This is a genomic window from Bacillus cereus group sp. MG20, from assembly GCF_040459885.1.
GTDB classification, from domain to species: Bacteria; Bacillota; Bacilli; order Bacillales; family Bacillaceae_G; genus Bacillus_A; species Bacillus_A cereus.
In genome coordinates this window covers 2479856-2497788 of record NZ_JARVHF010000001.1, presented here as the reverse complement: position 1 = coordinate 2497788, position 17933 = coordinate 2479856, and the positions used below count along the sequence as shown (strand labels likewise).

The following is a 17933-nucleotide window of genomic DNA, read 5'->3' as shown; positions in this document are numbered from 1 at the left end:
TTATATCAGCGTAACTGAAAATGTATCAGCGATTATTGAAATATATCGGCGTAACTGAAAATATATCAGCGATCATTGAAATATATCGGCGCAACTCAAAATATATCAGCGATTTTTAAAATATATCGACTTATCGACAAAACATGACAAAAGGAGCCCATCCCAAAATGCCTTTTGGAACAGACCCCAAGACTATATTATTTTTCCTTCAAAAAAGTACGATCCTTCAAGAATAAATTCCAGAAGAAAATAAATCCTGGTAATAAAATTGCAATCCCAATTGCGTATAGAATGAGCAGTGCATAGAACGTTTCTGTCGTTGTAAAGCTTGTAAATACAGTTACGTCAGGATAAATAATATAAGGTAAATGCGCGACGCCGTAAGCGTAGCTTGCAAATGCATATTGAGCGACGACAGCTAAAACGGCAATGCGAGGATATCCTAGTGTATTGTACTTTTTGTTTGTCCACCAAAGGGACGAGTATCCGATAACGAATAAAACAATAGAAACTGTAAACCACGGGAATTGCTTTATTAATCCTTGCATAAGCCAATGTGTTTCAGGATCCATTACAACGAGGGCGATGATCGCCGTAACGAGCGTTGCAGGACCAAGGATGATGGCATTTCTTCTATAAATTCTATACGTATCTTCTGAACTTTGTTCTCTCGCAAAATCAGCAAGAAAGAGAGAGGAGAGAAATAGTTCAGACGTTATTCCGAAGAGCATATAGCAATAGATAACCGGGCTAGAAAGAAGTTTTCCATACAAGAGTACTTCTTTTCCTTCAGACATTGTAATATAGGCTCCCTCTGTAACGGGTAAAACGGTAATTAATAGTGCTGGAATTAAGAGACCAGTAATACCTGAAATAACCCGAAGAAGGTACTGATATTTCGGCAAGGAGTAAGCAAACACCATAAATGTACTACGTACTGCAACGAGCACTAAAATTAACATAACTGGTACGAACATTACTGTCGCAAGGGTAAAGGCCGCTTTCGGAAAGAAGCCGAGAAATGCGACAACGACGAAGACGAGAAACGTATTTGTTACTTCCCAAGTGGGTGATAAGTACCGATTCGCAAGTTTGGCAGCGAGCGTTGGATGTTTTGCGTATACCATGCCCCAAAAACCAGCTCCAAAATCGATGGACCCTAGTATACTGTATACGAAAATAAGGGCCCATAAGATGATGATTGCAATACTTTCCTCATGCATGAGAATCGCCTCCTTGGTGTTGTAAATCATTCTTTAATGGATGTCTTCTAAAGAATGTACGTAGAACAAAGACTGTTAAAATAGCGAGTCCAATATATAAAATGATGAACAAAATAAATAAAGGACCGACGAAATCAGCGCGTGTAGCTGCATCGACGGTACGTTGCATACCATAAATTGTCCATGGTTGACGACCGCTACAACTGAAAATCCAGCCGAATTCAATACCGAGCATCATAATTGGTCCGCATGCAGCAGCCCCCCAAAGTAGCCACTTCGGTAGTTCTGTTCCCTTTTTTCGGTAAACGAAGTACCAATATAAGAGCGCAATTGCTGCAACTGCAAAGGTAAACGCAGCAGTGCCGACCATTAAGTTGAATAGTGTATGTGTATAAAATGGTGGCCATGTTTCTTGTGGGAATTCCTTTAAACCTTTTACGACAGTGCTAGGGTCTAGTCCCACTAATAAGCTAAGCATGTTTGGAATTTCAAGTGCGTAGTTTAGTTCAAGTGTATTAGGATCCACAACTCCGCCAATGGATAGCGGTGCGTGTGATGTCGTTTCAAATAAAGCTTCAGCAGATGCAAGTTTTTCAGGTGAGTGTTTATGTAAGGCAATCGCTGATTCATGTCCTGAAAGCCACATCGTAGCGCCTGTAATAAATGTAACGACAAGCCCTAATAGTAGCCCTTTTTTATGATAAGCAATTTCACGTGTACTTAAATTTTTCTTCAATAATTTAAATCCAGCGATAGAAGCAATGACAGCCGCACCAGTTGCATAAGCCGTAATAACAACATGGAATGCACTTGTGCCAAAACTCGGATTAAAGAAAGCTTTCCACGGATCAACGTTAAAAACAGACCCATCTGGATTCATTGAAAAGCCTGCTGGTGTATTCATCCATGTATTTGCTGATGTAATGAGTACGGCGGATGCCGTGGCACCAAGCATGACGAAAAATAGCGAGATTAATCTCATAAATGGAGGAAGTTTATCAGCTGCATATACGTAAATCGACATGAATAAAGCCTCCAAAAAGAAGGCGAAAATCTCAATTTGGAAGGGAACAGAAATAACTTGCCCAACAATTTTGGCGAAACCAGGCCAAAGAAGTGAGATTTGCACACCAACAATTGTTCCAGTTGGAATTGCTACACCGAGAAGAATAGCAAACGCCTTTGTCCATCTTTTCGCCATAATGGCATAGTCGGAGTCTTTCTTCCAGTGATAGAGTATTTCGCTTATAAAAATCATCAATGAAAGTCCGACGCCAAGTGTTGCAAAGATAATGTGGAATGCTAATGAAGAACCAAAAAATGCTCTTGCTAATGTTACCGTATCCATATGTAAACTCCTCTTCTTTTTTGCCATTATTTTCTGATTGAATTGGAAGATTTATTCAAAAAAACTACCAAAAATATATATGTATTTAAAAAGTGAATATGATAATATAATGTTGTAATATTTTGAATAGAAAGAAATAAATGGTTGGTCATGTTTTGTTTGTTTTTTGCTCAGGAATCTTTTATAATCTTTTATGCGAACATAAGTTCTGTTTTTCGGAATCAAGAAGTTTATGTGAAATGGAGAGGGTGTTTTATGTATCCTGAAGTCATTAAAAAGATGGCATTTTCAAAAGAGCATAGAGATTTATTATTGAAGCTATATAATAAAGAAATTACGCGTCGTGAATATGATCGACTTGTACAATCGCTATATAAACCTTCTAAAGAGGTTTGTGAGGGATAGAAATGGGGGAGACAATCTAATAGATTGTCTTTTTTAAATTTATGTATGTTCTGATAAAATTAAGGTTAGCCTTACTAGGGAGGTGAAAAGATTGCGGAAACGTTTATATATAGGGATTGGAGTTATCTTCTTAATCGCTTTAGGTGGAATTGTATTTTGGTCAGCTTTACAAGGAAACCGTACAGAAAATTTTATTTTAAGACATATGGTGAATGACAATGGAACACTTGCCACGTATCGTTTAGTAGATACTAAGGCAGGTACGGGTGAAGCTAAGGGACGTGAAGCATTATCAGAATCGGCGGGATTATGGTTACAGTATACACTTGATAAAGATGATCAGGCGTTATTTGATGAGCAAGTAAAGGTTATTCAAGATAATTTCATATATAAGAATCATATCGTTTTATGGAAACTCTCTGAAAAGGGAGAGAGGCAGTCAGCTACAAATGCACTTATAGATGATCTTCGTATTATAGAACAATTATATCGTGCTTATGAAATACATAAGGAAGAGCGTTATAAAAACCTTGCCGATCAATTAAGTGATGCTGTACTTCGTTATAATAAAAAAGATAATTATTATGTTGATTATTATGATGCAGATGCAGGGAAACAAAATAATTTTGTAACAACATCATACATAAATCCGCGTGCATTCTCCTATATGAAGAAGTACGGCAAAGTTTCTGCTCAGCAATATCAGGAAGTCGTTCAATTTTTAGCGGATTATCCAAGGCATGGCTGGGCATTCCCAAAAGAGTATAAAGAAGATGGTACATTTACGTACGATAAAGAAGTGAATCTTATTGACCAATCATACGTTGCATATCATCGAAGTTTAGGAGGTCTTTCATCAGCTGCTTATTTGGAATTTATAAAGAAGAAGTTCCAGGAGGATGGAAAGCTATACGGTCGTTACAATTTAGAAACGGGAAAACAAACTGTGAATTATGAATCGCCGGCCGCGTACGGATTAACAATTTTGTACGTACTACAAACAGGTGATACAAAGTTTGCGAAGGAATTGTATGATCATATGGCCACATTCCGAAATGACAACGTATTTAGTAGATATTACGGTGGATATGTAACAGGTGAAAATAATAATACGCATATTTTTGATAACGTGCTACCACTTTTAGCTGAAATGGAATTAAAAAAGAGTGAACAATAAAAGATGCCACCATATGAGGGTGGCACCTTTTATTTGTTCATATAATTTTACGTTCTAATATTAGAGAAGTAGTCAATCACAAATTCACGGAATTGCTGAGCTGTTTTTGATAAGTAACGTTTTTTTGACCAACTTAATCCGATGGTTCGCTGACAAGTGGGTTCAATAATACGCAACTTGCTTGATGCTAAAGTAGAGTTTTTTAATAAAGTTAAACTTGGAACAAAAGCGATGCCGAGACCTTGCTTAATGAGGTCGCTAATCACGGTCGGTTCATCTACTTCAAAAGCAATATGCGGAGTGAAACCAGCTTCTTTACAAAATTCATCCGTTAAGTGCCGAAATCCGTAGCCAGTGTTCATACTAATAAACGGTTCGTCTTTTACTTCATGCAGGTGGATATTTTCTCGGCCGGATAAACGGTGGCCTGAAGGGACGACTAAGAAAATTTCTTCTGTAATAAGTGGTTCCCAAACAATCTCCTCACCTTCAATTGGCACAGAGGAGATACAAAAGTCAATTTCTATATTATCTAGTTGTCGTTTCATAGAAGGAGTAGATGCAAGAAATTGTTGAAATCGAACGTTAGGATGTTCTATTAAAAAAGAGCCAAGTAGTTCTGGTAATATTCTCGGAATAGAAACGGCCAGTGTAATAGAGCTTTGTTGTAATTCGGCTAAATCTTTAATTTCTCGTTCCCCTTCACTTAATTCATGAAAAATACGTTCTACTCGTTTTAAAAATACTTTTCCGAAAGAATTTAAAGTAATCTGTCGGCCTTGGCGATCAAATAAAGGGACGCCTAAATCCTTTTCGAGTCTAGCTATTGTTTTGCTGAGTGAAGGTTGCGCGATATGCAATTCTTCAGCTGCCTTTGTCATATGTTCTAGTCGTGCGACTGTCTGAAAGTATTTTAACTGGAGCAGTTCCATTTCGAATCTCCTTTCTATAGACCAAAAGGAATGAATTGATAATTAAAGATGTATTATACAGTATGGAAAGTGACGTGTATAGTAAATCTGTTAAACCATTCGAAGGGTGTTAAATTAGAAAAAGGAGTATGTTTCATGAAGGGAATTCAACTAATATTTAAAGATTGGAAAGCGATGTGGCACCATAAACATGGACGTATCGCTTTAATTTTTTTATTAATCGTTCCGTTAATTTATTCAGGATTCTTTTTAGCTGGGTATTGGGATCCGTACGGAAGATTAGATAAATTACCCGTTGCAGTTGTGAACTTAGATAAGGGTGCTGTGATGGATGAAAAAACAATTCATGCAGGAGACGATTTTGTTAAAAATTTAAAAGAGAATAAGGAACTAGCTTTTCATTTCGTATCAGAAAAAAATGCAGATGAAGGGTTAAAAGAAGATAAATATTATATGGTTGTTACGATTCCAGAGAATTTCTCTAAAAAGGTAAGTACACTTATGGATGAGAAACCAGAGCCGGCAAAGTTGCAGTACAAAGTAAATCCAGGTAAAAACTTTGTAGCAGCTCAAATTGGAACGACAGCTGTTGAAAATATGAAAACAAAAATCTCAAACAGTATTACGAAATCTTATACAGAAGGTGTCTTTTCAAAGTTTCAAGATTTGGCACAAGGATTGAGTGATGCAAGTAATGGTGCTGAGAAGTTACATGAAGGAACGACCGATGCAAAAAATGGAGCGAATCAGCTTGCGGATGGTATTGATCGTTTAAGTAATGGGACATCGAAATTGAAAGAAGGAAGTGAAAAGCTTGCATCCAGTCAATCTGCTTTAACCGGGGGAGCAAATGAGCTGAGTCAAGGAGCGACATCACTTCATAGTGGTATGGAATTACTAGCACAAGGTGAAAAAACGTTACAATCAGGAATTAGTGAATTAAGTGCTGGTACAAATGAATGGGTGAATGGAAATGAAAAACTTGCTGAAGGGCAAGCGAAAGCGGACAATGCGGCAAATAGTGTAAAACAACAATTAGAAGAGTACGTGAAAAATCATCCAGAAGTGCAGCAAGATCCCGCCTTTCAAAAAATCGTTGCTACGTCTAATGGACTAGCTAAAGCAACAAGTACTTTAAATAATAGCCAACAACAATTGACACAAGGTGCGAAGAAGCTTACTGACGGTCAACATAAGATTGAAGAAGGCATAAATACATTCGGAGTTAAGTTAAATGAAGCTACTGCTGGAACGCAAAAGATAGCAGATGGTGCATCGAATTTGGCTGATGGATTTACGAAGTGGGGAAATGGATTTACATCATTGCAAGAAGGTGTAAACCAGCTTGCGAGTGGTGGAACGGAGCTGAATAACGGAGCTGGTAAATTAACAAATGGACTTGTTAAACTTGATGATGGTGCGAAAGAACTTTCTGCGAAATTGGGAGAGGGCGCAGAGAAGATAGAGGATGTTCGTAATGATGATGCACGTAATACGATGTTCTCAGAGCCAGTTCAGTTAGTGAAGTCAACAGTTTCTGACGTTCCTAACTACGGTTCAGGCATTGCACCATATTTCTTATCGCTTGCATTTTATGTTGGCGGAATTATGGCATCGAATATTTTACCGCTTGGTCGTAGACAAAATATGAAGGTAAGCGGAACGGTACATTTTATTAATAAACTAGGATTGGTATATTTAATTGGACTTATTCAAGCGCTACTCGTAGATGTAGTTGTGCTAGGTGTTATGAAATTAGCAGTTGCCAGTGTACCACTCTTTGTTTTATCAAGTATTGTGATTTCCTTTACGTTCATGACATTTATTCTTATGTTAGTAACAGTATTTGGTCTTGTTGGAAAGTTCTTAGCAGTAACGCTTCTTGTCTTGCAATTAGCGACGAGCGGAGGTACTTTCCCAGGAGAATTAAATATAGCTGTTCTTAGTAAAATTGGACAGTTTCTCCCAATGTCTCATTCTCTTAGAGGATTACAAGATGTTATCTCTTTAGGAGATTGGTCGCAATTAAAAATGCAAATTTTAATATTGTTATGTTATCTCGTTGTTGCGGGTGGAATTGCTTGGATCACGAGCCATATACAGCATAGAGAAACGAATGCAGAACAAGTTTCTTAAAATGAAATAAGCTATCCGATTTTTTCGGATAGCTTCTTTTTTATTTACGTTCCATTACTGCAAAGTAATTATTTTCATTATCAGCAAAGTTGAATGCTCTACCAGTAGGTAAATCTACAACCTGTCCAACTGTGACATTTTTCTCAGAAAGGTCTTTATATAGACGGTCTAAGTCATTTGAGAAGAACATAAGTGAAGGTGTATTAAGGTTTAGTTCAGGTTGCATCTTCGCGATTAACGCTTTATCGTGAAGGACGATGCTTGTTCCTGCTTCTTTCGCCGGTGCAATTTCAATCCAGCGGAATCCGTTTCCGTTATTTTCTTCCGCAATGATTTGGAACCCTACTTTTTCTGTCCAAAATTGCACTGTTTCGTCTTGGTTATTTACATATAGCATAATTTGTCCAACTTGATTAATCATAGGTGTCTCTCGCTTTCTTTTTATATGCGTATCATTATATCAAATATATGGCTTGAATAGTTTTTTATGTTTTTTTCGGAATACAACCTTCGTCCATTTCATCTTTGTTGTAGGAGAAGGACCTGTAATCCAAGTATGAAATGGTATTGTGCTACAAATGACCATTGTTGAAATAGAGATAATAGCCGTTAACACAAATAGTAATAGGCTATATAATATAGTATTTTCTTGTAGTGTGAATAAAGAAAGAAACTTTGTGCATAGTTGCAAGAAGAATAAGTGAGCTAAATAAGCACCATACGTGTAATTTCCAATGAAACGTAACGTTTTATATAAGAAACCACGACGCTGTACTATCATAATAGATAACACATACAGTATGATAATTTCGCATACGATATATAAAAACATAGATGGTTTTAAATAGGTAGAAACAGTTAAATGAATAGAGTTTGCTCCGTAAAAACTAAACAACTCATAATTGATGAATAAAAATAAGATGAAAAATAATATTGTTATAAGCGGGATATGTTTCATGACGAATAGACGCCAAGTTTTTAGTGCTACAGCGGCAATGCCACCCATAACGAAATAGAATGAGTAGAATAGAAATGATCGATCTGTATAATGTAAAATTGTTGAACTTGTTAATTTTTCTCCATTAAAAATATAGTGAGAAGAGAACCACATTAATAGAAAATATAGGCAAGCGAAAAAGGTCATATATTTATATATGTCTTTTTTATTTTCTGTTCGTTTTTGAAACCAATAAAAAAGTGTGCATAGTAAAGGGAACAATAAGTGAATTTGGAACATCATAATAACGTACCAAAGATGGGGCGCGGCTGTTCCGAGTAATAAAATTTTTATTCCGCCTTGTAATGTAATAAGATCATTTGTTGTTAATAAGTAAAGAATAGACCAAAAGAAATAAGGAATGAGTAAGTGTGTCGCTTTTTCAGAAATATATTCTTTATATACTAATTGCTTCGTATAGTGACGAATTAAGTGAAATCCAACGATAAATATGAATGCTGGTGCTGAGAATTTTGCAAGATTAAATAGCATGCCCATAATGAGGGATTGCTCAAGTAAGACATTTCCTTGATTCATTGTATATAATAAGGAACTTTGCAAAACGACAGCGAGAAATGCAATGCTTTGCAAAACTTTAAATTCAGGTGCGCTTTGTGTCATTATTTCCATCTCCTTTTCCATACATGATTATAGTACGGAGAATGGATAATGGATGTGGAATATTTGTGAAGATTTTAACAAATTTGTGGCGAGAGGAAATATCAACTTATCAACAAATAACGACAAAAAGAGGATGCTCGTTTAGAGCATCCTCTTTCTAGCTATTAAGCAAATTTGTTTTTGATCCAATTCTTACCTTCTACAAGGCGAGCTGTCATTACCGCACAAGCGTTATCTGCTGTTACGTTTAACATCGTTGCAGGTGGATCAATGATTGTACTAATTGCTGCGATAATTGGCAGTGCTTCTGGCGGGAAACCGTATAGAGATACGATTAACATTTCACCAATCATACCACCGCCTGGAATAGCACCCATTACTGTTCCTACTAATAAAGAAACAACAAGTGCGATTGCTAATGTTTTCGGTCCTTCGAATTCCATGTTGAAAATACCGAATAAGAAAGCAATTTTTAATACGCCACCTAAAACAGAGCCGTCTTTATGAAGTGTAGAACCAAGAAGGACAACTGTTTCACGAACGTCTGAAGAAATACCCATTTTCTTCGTTGCTTCTAAGTTCGCTGGAATACTTGCGGCACTACTACAAGTTGCAAGTGATGTAACTGTAGGAGAGACCATGTTCTTCCAAAATACTTGTACACCTTGCTTGCGACCTGCAAGGTATGCATAGAATGTGAAGAATACAAAGAAATAAATTAGAGAAGCTGGATAGTATACCATTGCCGCTCGGAAGTAAGTTCCAAGAAGTTGTGGTCCGAATTCACCAACTAATGCTGCGAAGTAAGCAGCAAGTCCGATTGGAGCGTAGTACATAATGAAAGATACAACCTTCATTGAAATCTCTGCACCAGCTTGTAGGAATGTAGCGAATGGTTTTCCTTTTTCGCCAACTGCTGAAGTTGCAATCCCCATTAAGATAGAGAAGAAAATAAGAGCTAACATATTTTCACGAGATAGTAACTTCGAGAAGTCAGATACTGTTAAAATACCGACGATTTGATCTGCAACACTAACAGCTTTGCCGGCTTTGTCAGGTTGTGTTAGTTCTAGTACAACACCTTGTGCTGGCGGGAATACTTTCACGACAATAATCATAAAAATAGCAGCTAAAATACTTGTAAATAAGAAAGTCCCAGCCATACTAGACATAATTTTACCGAAACGTTTTAATCCATCCATATTAGCAATAGACGATGCGATGCTAAAGAACACTAGAGGTACAACAATCGTAAACATTAAGTTTAAGAAAATGTCACCAAGCGGCTTTAAAGCAACTGCATCGGCACCCATGAAATAACCAATGAAACCACCAATTAGGATAGAAGATAATAAAATAAGCGGAAAGCGATATGCCTTCATAAATATATCCTCCTATCAATTAAAAAAATCATACTGAATCATTATAGCGAGTTAGAGTCCTCTTTACTAGGAGAATACGGATAAATGGAATAGCGTGAAAACCAAGAAATTTTTGTTTTTAAGCTCGGCATACAGCAGGAAATCTAGACATATATATTTGTAACCTAGTGGTGGCAAGGGATGCACCATAACTTAGGTTTAGAAAAAGGGGGAGGGAAGCGGAATGAATATTTTGCTTTGCTGTGCAGCGGGAATGTCTTCCAGTTTGATTGTTACAAAGATGGAGAAAGCAGCAGAGGCAAGAGGGATAGAAGTAAAAATCTGGGCAGTATCAGGTTCTGAAGTGAATAGTCATATTGATAAAGCTGATGTCCTTTTACTTGGACCGCAAGTACGTTATTTATTACCGAAAATGAAAGAATTATGTAAGGATAAAGGGATACCTGTTGATGTCATTCAATCCGTTCATTACGGACTTTGTAATGGAGAAGCTATCTTGCAAGCAGCTTTGTCAATGAAACCATGAGGAGAGTGGGATAGATGATACGGTTTTTAGAGAAGTACGTGATGCCGGTAGCAGGGAAGGTTGCAGAGCAGAGGCATTTGCAAGCAATTCGAGATGGAATTATTTTAACGATGCCTTTCTTAATTATTGGATCGTTTTTCCTCATTATTAGTGCACTGCCGATACCTGGATATAACGAGTTTATGGCAGGTTTGTTTGGTGAGAATTGGCAGAGAGCTTTAGGGTATCCAGTTAGTGCAACTTTTAATATAATGGCTTTAATAGCTGTTTTTGGAATCGCTTACAGGCTTGGAGAGTATTATAAAGTGGATGCTTTAGCATCCGGGGCATTGTCGCTTGTGACGTTTTTACTTGCGACTCCATTTCAAGTTGCATATATTATACCAAGTACAAAAGAGAGTGTACTTGTAGAAGGCGCTATCCCAGCAGCATTAATGGGAAGCCAAGGGTTATTTGTAGCAATGATTATTGCACTTATATCTACTGAACTTTATCGGTTTATTGTACAAAAAAAGATAATTATAAAGATGCCAGAGACAGTTCCACCAGCTGTCACGCGTTCATTTGCCGCACTTGTTCCAGGATTTATTGTTGTAACAGTTATTTGGATTTTACGCTTAATTATAGAAAATACTTCTTTTGGCAGTATCCATAATATCGTAGGACAAATTTTACAGGAACCACTTAGTGTACTTGGTGCTAGTCTTTGGGGCGCAATAATAGCAGTTATTCTCGTTCATGTTCTTTGGTCGTGTGGAATTCATGGTGCTACTATTGTTGGTGGTGTAATGAGCCCCGTTTGGTTGTCGTTAATGGATCAAAACCGAGTTGCTTTTCAAGCTGGGCAAGATGTACCAAATACAATTACGGCACAGTTTTTTGACTTATGGATTTATATGGGCGGTTCTGGTGCAACGCTTGCTCTAGTTGTCGGAATGTTACTATTTGCACGAAGTCAACAATTAAAAAGTTTAGGGAGATTGTCAATTGCACCTGGTATATTTAATATTAATGAGATGGTAACTTTTGGTATGCCGATTGTGATGAACCCACTTTTACTAATTCCATTTATATTAGTTCCAGTTGTGTTAACAATTGTTTCTTACTTTGCAATGGAATGGGGATGGGTCGCACGTCCGAGTGGGGCCGCTGTACCTTGGACGACACCTATTCTTTTTAGTGGATATTTAGGATCGGGCGGGAAAATTTCAGGTGTTATTTTGCAACTTGTTAACTTTGCGCTAGCATTCTTCATTTATTTACCGTTCTTAAAAATATGGGATAAACAAAAACTGGCGGAAGAAAAGGGGGAGTAAAGAACTAAAATGGATACGATAGAGACGAAAGCTTTTCATTTAATCTTGCATGGGGGAAACGCGAGAAGTTGTTCAATGGAAGCAATTGATTGTGCGAAGCGTGGGGAGTTTACAGAAGCTGAAGCTAAATTACAAGAAGCACTAGAGGAATTAAAAGAGGCGCACCGTGTACAAACGGAGCTTATCCAGAAAGAAGCTGGTGGCGAAAAGACCGAAGTTACTCTTTTAATGGTACACGCGCAAGATCATTTAATGAATGCAATTACGGTGAAAGAATTAGCAAGTGAGTTTGTAGAGTTATATAGGAAGATGTCGGTGGATGAATGAACCTTGCTTATGCAAGGTTTTTTTATCTCGAATTAACGGGCAGTAAAACTCTCACTAATTAAAATTTCATTTTATGTATGTGCCTGTACCATCAGTGGAATGTTCATCCCACTGATGGTATTTACAATCCTCCTTTTTTCGGATGAGTAAGAGTTATAATTAATCGGCAGTAACAATTTCTCCTATACCACGAATTAATCTTTTTATATGCATCCGTTCCGGTTTTAATATATTTACGATATAATCAATCGCTATTTGTGGTTCAACGGTTGTACCGCAAGTATAACAGTCAATAGCTGCAAAATTTTGTTCCGGGTAAGTGTGAATGGAAAGATGGCTTTCTGATAATAGCACTAATACAGTAACACCATATGGCTGGAACTCTTTTTTACTTACGTTTAAAACATGGGCACCAGAGTAATCTGCAGCGTTAACTAAATGGTATTCTAAAAAGTGAATATCATCTAATAGGGAAAAATCCACTCCCCACAAATCTACTATTATATGCTTGCCAAAAGTAGAATATTCCATAAGGCAGCACTCCTTACTATAATATCGTCAAAACTTCATTTCCTGTTTGTAGCATTGATGTAAGATAAGATTTGATTCTGAATTTAAAAGAGCGAGGTTACGTTGTTCTAGATGTTCTTCTTTAAATTGAAATAAAGGAAAAAGAAGAGTAGGCAATGTTCGAGGAGTTGGTACTACATATAATTGTTCAATTTGATCGAGTACATGTGCAGAATTAGTAGCAAGATGAAATCCCCAGTCAGTTCCGAAAGAAGGAACGATTGTATGATAGCTTTTTACAGTTAATCCAGCGTGTTCAATTGTATTACCGATACTCCAATATACTAGAGGTGCATCAGCAGGTGAATTAGATTGACAGACGAAAGCACCATCTTCTGTTAAGAATGTAGCTATACGAGCAAATAGTTCGCTTGTATATAAAGTACTTAACAACTCTGTCGCTGGGTCTGGAAAATCAATAATGATTACATCGTATAAAGATGAAGGTGAATTTAGAAATTCTTTTGCATCGCATACGTGCACGTTCACGCGATTATCAAAAAAAGCATTTTTGTTTAAAGATACTATTTCTGGAACATTACGTGCCATATTAATCATCGCCTCGTCTAAATCAACAAGGTCTACATGTAGCACAGTTTCATATTTCAAAACTTCTCGTAAGGCAAGACCATCGCCACCACCTAATATGAGAACACGTTTTGGATCGATTACTTTTGACATAATTGGATGTACAAGTGCTTCATGATAGATTTGCTCATCAACGGAACTAAATTGTAGTTGCTTGTCCAAGTATAAGCGAACATCGTTTACTTGGACTAAATTAATATTTTGATAATTACTTTTTTCTTCAAATAGGTTCGTATGTTCACCAGCTTGTATTTCTTTTAGAGAAATTTCATCCCACACATCTAAGCTGTGTGAATCTGTAGGTACTATAATTACATTCTCTGATTGTACTTGCTTATTCTGCTCATTCTGTTTGTCCTGTTTATCTTGTTTGTCTTGTGTATCATGCTTGTCCTGCTGTTCTAGTTCAAATTTGTCAGAGTCTAATTCAGAACGCTTGTCCTTTTTATAGCTTGTTATTCTATAAATTTTTATTTTGCTTTGTTTTCTATGTTTTGGCATAGGAATCCCCTTTCGAATTGTGTTATTTTATTCTATTTTATTTTATGTAATTTAGTAGAGTGTGCTTGGACAATAGAATAGATAGAAGACTGAGCTCAAGAAAATGTTGTTTTTTACTAGATTTCTACGATAAAAAAATTTTTTTAGTGTTTTTTCATATTAAACATAACTAGACAACTAAACACTAATCTATTTTCATACAGTTATGTGTTAAAAGCGTGTTGTTTTATAACACACTGTGTGTTTTTTGGACGACACACTAATTGAAAGCGTTAACACACAAAGAAAATGCTCGAAAAAGCACTGATTTTAGTGGTTTTAAAAAGTTGGCACGCTAATTGCATTAATAAATAGCGTAAAGAAAAATAAATAAACATAAATTTTTTATACTACACAAGGGGGATTTTCAAATGAATATTTTATTATGTTGCTCAGCAGGGATGTCTACAAGTTTACTAGTTACAAAAATGGAAGCGGCTGCAAAAGCTCGCGGTTTAGAAGGAAAGATTTGGGCTGTATCTGGGGATGCAGTAAAAACGAATATCGATCAAGCAGATGTATTATTACTAGGACCACAAGTTCGTTACATGCTCTCTTCAATGAAAACGCTTGCTGACGAGAGAAACGTTGGAATCGACGTTATCAATCCAATGCACTACGGCATGATGAATGGGGAAGCAGTTTTAGATCACGCATTAACACTTAAAAAATAATTAGGGGGGAAGCGAAATGCAAAAGTTTATTGCATTTATGGAGAAATATTTAGTTCCAGTCGCAGGAAGAATCGGATCGCAGCGTCATTTAGTTGCAATCCGTGATGGTTTTATCGCAGTTATGCCTCTTATTTTAGTTGGATCGTTTGCAGTACTTATAAATAATCTACCAGTTGATGCATTCCAAAAACTTATGAAGGGTGCATTTGGAGATGTTTGGAAAGATATCGGCGGTGGTATGTGGACAGGGTCCTTTGCAATATTAGCTCTCATAGCCGCAGTTGGGATAAGTTATAATTTAGCGAAATCTTACGGTGTAGACGCGTTGTCAGCAGCAATTATTACATTCGGTGCATTAATTATTATATCTCCGACAACGCCAAAAGAAGGCGGTATTGATTTAGCTTGGACAGGATCACAAGGTTTATTCGTTTCTATCATTGTAGCTCTTCTTGTAACCGAGGTATTCAGGTTCTTTGTTCAAAGGGATATTACAATTAAGATGCCAGAGGGTGTTCCACCAGCAGTAATGAAATCATTCGCAGCATTAGTTCCAGCATTCGTTATTTTAATCGTAACAGCAAGTATTCAGTTAGCTGTGAAATTAGCGGGAACAAGTATTCATAAAATCGTATTTGAAACAATTCAATTACCATTACAAGGTTTAGCAGGTACGTTACCAAGTGCAATTATTATCGCATTACTTATTCACGTATTATGGTTCTTCGGATTACATGGTCCTAATATTATCGGTGGTATTATCGACCCAATTTATTTACCAGCACTAGAAAAGAACATTAAATTATTTAACGATGGTATGTCTGCATATGATGTACCGCACATTTTCACAAAGCCATTCTTTGATGTATACGTATACATCGGCGGATCAGGTGCAACATTAGCATTCTTAGTAGCGGTAATGCTTGTTGCAAAAAGTGCGCAACTTCGTGGTGTAGGTCGCGTATCTATCGGTCCTGGTTTCTTCAATATTAACGAACCAGTTATTTTCGGTACACCAATCGTATTAAATCCAGCGTTAATCATTCCATTCGTACTTACACCGGTTGTATTAGTTATTACTTCTTATACAGCGATTTCTTTAGGGTGGGTACCAAAAACAGTTGCTTTAGTTCCTTGGACAATGCCACCAATCTTTAGTGGTTATCTTGTAGCGGGCGGAAGCATCGCTGGTGCAGCACTACAAGTGGTAAACTTTGCAATCGCGGTAGTAATTTACTATCCATTCGTATTAATGTGTGACCGTACTTATGTACAGGCTGCAAAAGCTGAAACAAAAGGAAGCGACAATTCAGTATCACTTTAAAAAATATTATTCTGGCGAGTTCTTATAGCTCGTCAGAATAATTACCTTTATATCATGTTCAAAAAGATGAAATACATCTGCAAGAACACCAAACTATCATTAATAAATTAAAACTTTAATAGAGATGTTCAAACTGAAGGGGTATTTAAATCGGTTGAACCTTATAGAGAGGGCGGTAATTATGATGACTACAGCAGAACAAATTCCATTCCAATTGATTTTAAATAGTGGTAACGCACGAAGCTTTGCGATGGAGGCACTTCAATTTGCCAAACAGGGGAAAATGGCAGAAGCAGATGAAGCGATGGTAAAGGCGAAAGAAGCGATTAATGAAGCGCATCATTTCCAAACAGAGCTCATACAATCAGAAGCAAGAGGAGAAAAAACAGAGATTAGTGTTCTTTTAATTCACGCACAAGATCATTTAATGAATGCGATTACAGTGAAAGAATTAGCAGCAGAGTTTATCGATCTTTATAAAAAGCTTGAAGCGAAAGGGGAATAAAGCATGACTGGAATTAAAATTGCTACAATCGGCGGTGGATCTAGTTATACACCAGAATTAATTGAAGGATTTATTAAGCGTTATGATGAACTGCCTGTTCGTGAAATTTGGTTAGTAGATATCGAGGCAGGAAAAGAAAAGTTAGAAATCGTTGGTAACTTAGCGAAACGTATGGTGAAAAAATCAGGTTTACCAATCGAGGTACATTTAACACTTGATCGCCGTGAGGCATTAAAAGATGCTGACTTCGTAACAACACAACTTCGCGTTGGTTTATTAGAAGCACGTGCAAAAGATGAAGCAATCCCGTTAAAATATGATGTAATCGGTCAGGAAACGAATGGTCCTGGTGGTCTATTCAAAGCGTTGAGAACGATTCCTGTTATTTTAGATATTTGTAAAGATATGGAGGAGCTCTGTCCGAATGCATGGTTAATTAACTTTGCAAATCCAGCTGGTATGGTAACAGAAGCTGTCCTTCGTTATACAAATATTCAAAGAGTAGTTGGTCTATGTAACGTTCCAATCGGAATTCGTATGGGTCTTGCAAGATTACTTGAAGTAGATGCGAGTCGTGTTCACGTTGATTTCGCAGGTTTAAATCATATGGTATACGGACTAGACGTATATTTAGATGGCGTGAGTGTAATGGACCGCGTGCTAGAGCTTGTAACAGATCCAGAAAAGCAAATTACGATGGAAAATATCGCAGCGCTTAACTGGGAACCAGACTTTATTCGCGGACTTCGTGCAATTCCATGTCCATACCATCGTTACTACTACAAAACACGTGAAATGTTAGAAGAAGAGAAAGAAGCTTCTGTTGAAAAAGGTACACGTGCAGAAGTAGTAAAACAATTAGAAAATGATTTATTTGAGTTATATAAAGACCCGAACTTAGATATTAAACCACCACAATTAGAAAAACGTGGCGGAGCTTATTATAGTGATGCAGCATGTAGCCTAATTACGTCTATTTACAATAATAAAGGTGATATCCAGCCTGTTAATACACGAAACAACGGAACAATTGCAAGCTTACCACATGATTCTGCTGTTGAAGTGAACTGTATTATTACGAAAGAAGGTCCAAAACCAATTGCAGTGGGAGATCTTCCAGTACCAGTTCGCGGTTTAGTACAACAAATTAAATCATTCGAGCGCACAACAATTGAAGCTGCTGTTACAGGGGATTATCATAAGGCGCTGCTTGCTATGACAATCAATCCACTTGTACCATCAGATAAAGTTGCAAAACAAATTTTAGATGAAATGTTGGAAGCACATAAAGAGTATCTTCCACAGTTCTTTAAAAAGGTAGAGAAGTAAAAGCGGCGCTATT

At 37.0% G+C, this 17933-nt stretch carries 18 protein-coding genes; 10 read left to right on the top strand and 8 right to left on the bottom strand.

What is annotated here, in order from left to right; genetic code table 11:
• Positions 1 to 197: 197 nt before the first annotated feature.
• Positions 198 to 1223 (bottom strand): cytochrome d ubiquinol oxidase subunit II, encoded by a 1026-nt coding sequence (locus QCI81_RS12920; RefSeq protein WP_000544183.1) that lies wholly within the window; start codon positions 1221 to 1223, stop codon positions 198 to 200.
• Entirely contained in the window at positions 1216 to 2571 is a 1356-nt protein-coding gene (gene cydA, locus QCI81_RS12915) for a cytochrome ubiquinol oxidase subunit I (protein WP_000381975.1), read from the bottom strand. Before cydA ends, QCI81_RS12920 begins: the two co-directional genes overlap by 8 nt.
• 255 nt (positions 2572 to 2826) lie before the next feature.
• Between cydA and QCI81_RS12910 the strand changes: the two genes are divergently transcribed.
• Positions 2827 to 2976: a hypothetical protein gene (locus tag QCI81_RS12910; RefSeq protein ID WP_000283179.1), complete on the top strand. Its 150-nt coding sequence runs from the start codon at positions 2827 to 2829 to the stop codon at positions 2974 to 2976.
• Between the two features lie 91 nt (positions 2977 to 3067).
• Entirely contained in the window at positions 3068 to 4153 is a 1086-nt protein-coding gene (locus QCI81_RS12905; RefSeq protein ID WP_353810784.1) for a transcriptional regulator, read from the top strand.
• Positions 4154 to 4200: 47 nt separating this feature from the next.
• Here the strand turns inward: QCI81_RS12905 and QCI81_RS12900 are convergent, their stop codons facing one another.
• A complete protein-coding gene (locus QCI81_RS12900; RefSeq protein WP_000421923.1) occupies positions 4201 to 5085 on the bottom strand; it encodes a LysR family transcriptional regulator in 885 nt (294 codons plus the stop codon).
• Between the two features lie 135 nt (positions 5086 to 5220).
• Between QCI81_RS12900 and QCI81_RS12895 the strand changes: the two genes are divergently transcribed.
• On the top strand, positions 5221 to 7221 hold the full coding sequence (locus QCI81_RS12895; protein ID WP_353810783.1) for a YhgE/Pip family protein: 2001 nt from the start codon (positions 5221 to 5223) through the stop codon (positions 7219 to 7221).
• Positions 7222 to 7261: 40 nt separating this feature from the next.
• Here QCI81_RS12895 and QCI81_RS12890 read toward each other — a convergent pair whose 3' ends face one another.
• The 3 genes from QCI81_RS12890 to QCI81_RS12880 all read right to left on the bottom strand — a co-directional run bounded on the left by QCI81_RS12890 (position 7262) and on the right by QCI81_RS12880 (position 10221).
• Positions 7262 to 7642, bottom strand: coding sequence for a VOC family protein (locus tag QCI81_RS12890; RefSeq protein WP_000610162.1), 381 nt, complete (start codon positions 7640 to 7642; stop codon positions 7262 to 7264).
• Positions 7643 to 7681: 39 nt separating this feature from the next.
• Positions 7682 to 8839 (bottom strand): acyltransferase, encoded by a 1158-nt coding sequence (locus QCI81_RS12885; protein WP_340720297.1) that lies wholly within the window; start codon positions 8837 to 8839, stop codon positions 7682 to 7684.
• Between the two features lie 164 nt (positions 8840 to 9003).
• Complete coding sequence (locus tag QCI81_RS12880; RefSeq protein ID WP_000649376.1) at positions 9004 to 10221, bottom strand: dicarboxylate/amino acid:cation symporter; 1218 nt, start codon at positions 10219 to 10221, stop codon at positions 9004 to 9006.
• Positions 10222 to 10444: 223 nt separating this feature from the next.
• Between QCI81_RS12880 and QCI81_RS12875 the strand changes: the two genes are divergently transcribed.
• The 3 genes from QCI81_RS12875 to QCI81_RS12865 are packed head-to-tail and all read left to right on the top strand — an operon-like array spanning position 10445 to position 12390.
• Positions 10445 to 10747: a PTS sugar transporter subunit IIB gene (locus QCI81_RS12875; protein WP_001023543.1), complete on the top strand. Its 303-nt coding sequence runs from the start codon at positions 10445 to 10447 to the stop codon at positions 10745 to 10747.
• 14 nt (positions 10748 to 10761) lie between these two features.
• The gene (gene celB / locus QCI81_RS12870; RefSeq protein WP_000617789.1) at positions 10762 to 12063 is read left to right on the top strand and encodes a PTS cellobiose transporter subunit IIC; all 1302 of its coding nucleotides are present in this window, start codon (positions 10762 to 10764) and stop codon (positions 12061 to 12063) included.
• Between the two features lie 9 nt (positions 12064 to 12072).
• Positions 12073 to 12390 (top strand): PTS sugar transporter subunit IIA, encoded by a 318-nt coding sequence (locus QCI81_RS12865; protein ID WP_000379645.1) that lies wholly within the window; start codon positions 12073 to 12075, stop codon positions 12388 to 12390.
• 159 nt (positions 12391 to 12549) lie between these two features.
• Here QCI81_RS12865 and speD read toward each other — a convergent pair whose 3' ends face one another.
• Both speD and QCI81_RS12855 read right to left on the bottom strand, forming a co-directional pair.
• Positions 12550 to 12921: an adenosylmethionine decarboxylase gene (gene speD, locus QCI81_RS12860; RefSeq protein ID WP_000456817.1), complete on the bottom strand. Its 372-nt coding sequence runs from the start codon at positions 12919 to 12921 to the stop codon at positions 12550 to 12552.
• A 27-nt stretch (positions 12922 to 12948) separates the two neighbouring features.
• Positions 12949 to 14049: a polyamine aminopropyltransferase gene (locus QCI81_RS12855; RefSeq protein WP_353810781.1), complete on the bottom strand. Its 1101-nt coding sequence runs from the start codon at positions 14047 to 14049 to the stop codon at positions 12949 to 12951.
• Positions 14050 to 14459: 410 nt separating this feature from the next.
• Between QCI81_RS12855 and QCI81_RS12850 the strand changes: the two genes are divergently transcribed.
• The 4 genes from QCI81_RS12850 (at position 14460) to celF (ending at position 17920) form a co-directional block, all read left to right on the top strand.
• Positions 14460 to 14762 carry a PTS sugar transporter subunit IIB gene (locus QCI81_RS12850; RefSeq protein WP_001023569.1) on the top strand — a complete coding sequence of 101 codons (303 nt, stop codon included), beginning with the start codon at positions 14460 to 14462 and terminating at the stop codon, positions 14760 to 14762.
• Positions 14763 to 14778: 16 nt separating this feature from the next.
• On the top strand, positions 14779 to 16086 hold the full coding sequence (gene celB, locus QCI81_RS12845; RefSeq protein WP_098852417.1) for a PTS cellobiose transporter subunit IIC: 1308 nt from the start codon (positions 14779 to 14781) through the stop codon (positions 16084 to 16086).
• Between the two features lie 181 nt (positions 16087 to 16267).
• Positions 16268 to 16591, top strand: a complete 324-nt coding sequence (locus tag QCI81_RS12840; RefSeq protein ID WP_000989050.1) for a PTS lactose/cellobiose transporter subunit IIA — start codon at positions 16268 to 16270, stop codon at positions 16589 to 16591.
• Positions 16592 to 16594: 3 nt separating this feature from the next.
• The gene (gene celF / locus QCI81_RS12835) at positions 16595 to 17920 is read left to right on the top strand and encodes a 6-phospho-beta-glucosidase (RefSeq protein ID WP_000145762.1); all 1326 of its coding nucleotides are present in this window, start codon (positions 16595 to 16597) and stop codon (positions 17918 to 17920) included.
• The last annotated feature ends 13 nt before the right edge of the window (positions 17921 to 17933 follow it).

Excerpts from the sequence above, each read along its gene's own strand:
- QCI81_RS12920 (WP_000544183.1), bottom strand. The coding sequence starts at position 1,223 with ATGCATGAGGAAAGTATTGCAATCATCATCTTATGGGCCCTTATTTTC.
- cydA (WP_000381975.1), bottom strand. The coding sequence starts at position 2,571 with ATGGATACGGTAACATTAGCAAGAGCATTTTTTGGTTCTTCATTAGCA.
- QCI81_RS12910 (WP_000283179.1), top strand. The coding sequence starts at position 2,827 with ATGTATCCTGAAGTCATTAAAAAGATGGCATTTTCAAAAGAGCATAGA.
- QCI81_RS12900 (WP_000421923.1), bottom strand. The coding sequence starts at position 5,085 with ATGGAACTGCTCCAGTTAAAATACTTTCAGACAGTCGCACGACTAGAA.
- QCI81_RS12895 (WP_353810783.1), top strand. The coding sequence starts at position 5,221 with ATGAAGGGAATTCAACTAATATTTAAAGATTGGAAAGCGATGTGGCAC.
- QCI81_RS12890 (WP_000610162.1), bottom strand. The coding sequence starts at position 7,642 with ATGATTAATCAAGTTGGACAAATTATGCTATATGTAAATAACCAAGAC.
- QCI81_RS12885 (WP_340720297.1), bottom strand. The coding sequence starts at position 8,839 with ATGACACAAAGCGCACCTGAATTTAAAGTTTTGCAAAGCATTGCATTT.
- QCI81_RS12880 (WP_000649376.1), bottom strand. The coding sequence starts at position 10,221 with ATGAAGGCATATCGCTTTCCGCTTATTTTATTATCTTCTATCCTAATT.
- QCI81_RS12875 (WP_001023543.1), top strand. The coding sequence starts at position 10,445 with ATGAATATTTTGCTTTGCTGTGCAGCGGGAATGTCTTCCAGTTTGATT.
- celB (WP_000617789.1), top strand. The coding sequence starts at position 10,762 with ATGATACGGTTTTTAGAGAAGTACGTGATGCCGGTAGCAGGGAAGGTT.
- QCI81_RS12865 (WP_000379645.1), top strand. The coding sequence starts at position 12,073 with ATGGATACGATAGAGACGAAAGCTTTTCATTTAATCTTGCATGGGGGA.
- speD (WP_000456817.1), bottom strand. The coding sequence starts at position 12,921 with ATGGAATATTCTACTTTTGGCAAGCATATAATAGTAGATTTGTGGGGA.
- QCI81_RS12855 (WP_353810781.1), bottom strand. The coding sequence starts at position 14,049 with ATGCCAAAACATAGAAAACAAAGCAAAATAAAAATTTATAGAATAACA.
- QCI81_RS12850 (WP_001023569.1), top strand. The coding sequence starts at position 14,460 with ATGAATATTTTATTATGTTGCTCAGCAGGGATGTCTACAAGTTTACTA.
- celB (WP_098852417.1), top strand. The coding sequence starts at position 14,779 with ATGCAAAAGTTTATTGCATTTATGGAGAAATATTTAGTTCCAGTCGCA.
- QCI81_RS12840 (WP_000989050.1), top strand. The coding sequence starts at position 16,268 with ATGATGACTACAGCAGAACAAATTCCATTCCAATTGATTTTAAATAGT.
- celF (WP_000145762.1), top strand. The coding sequence starts at position 16,595 with ATGACTGGAATTAAAATTGCTACAATCGGCGGTGGATCTAGTTATACA.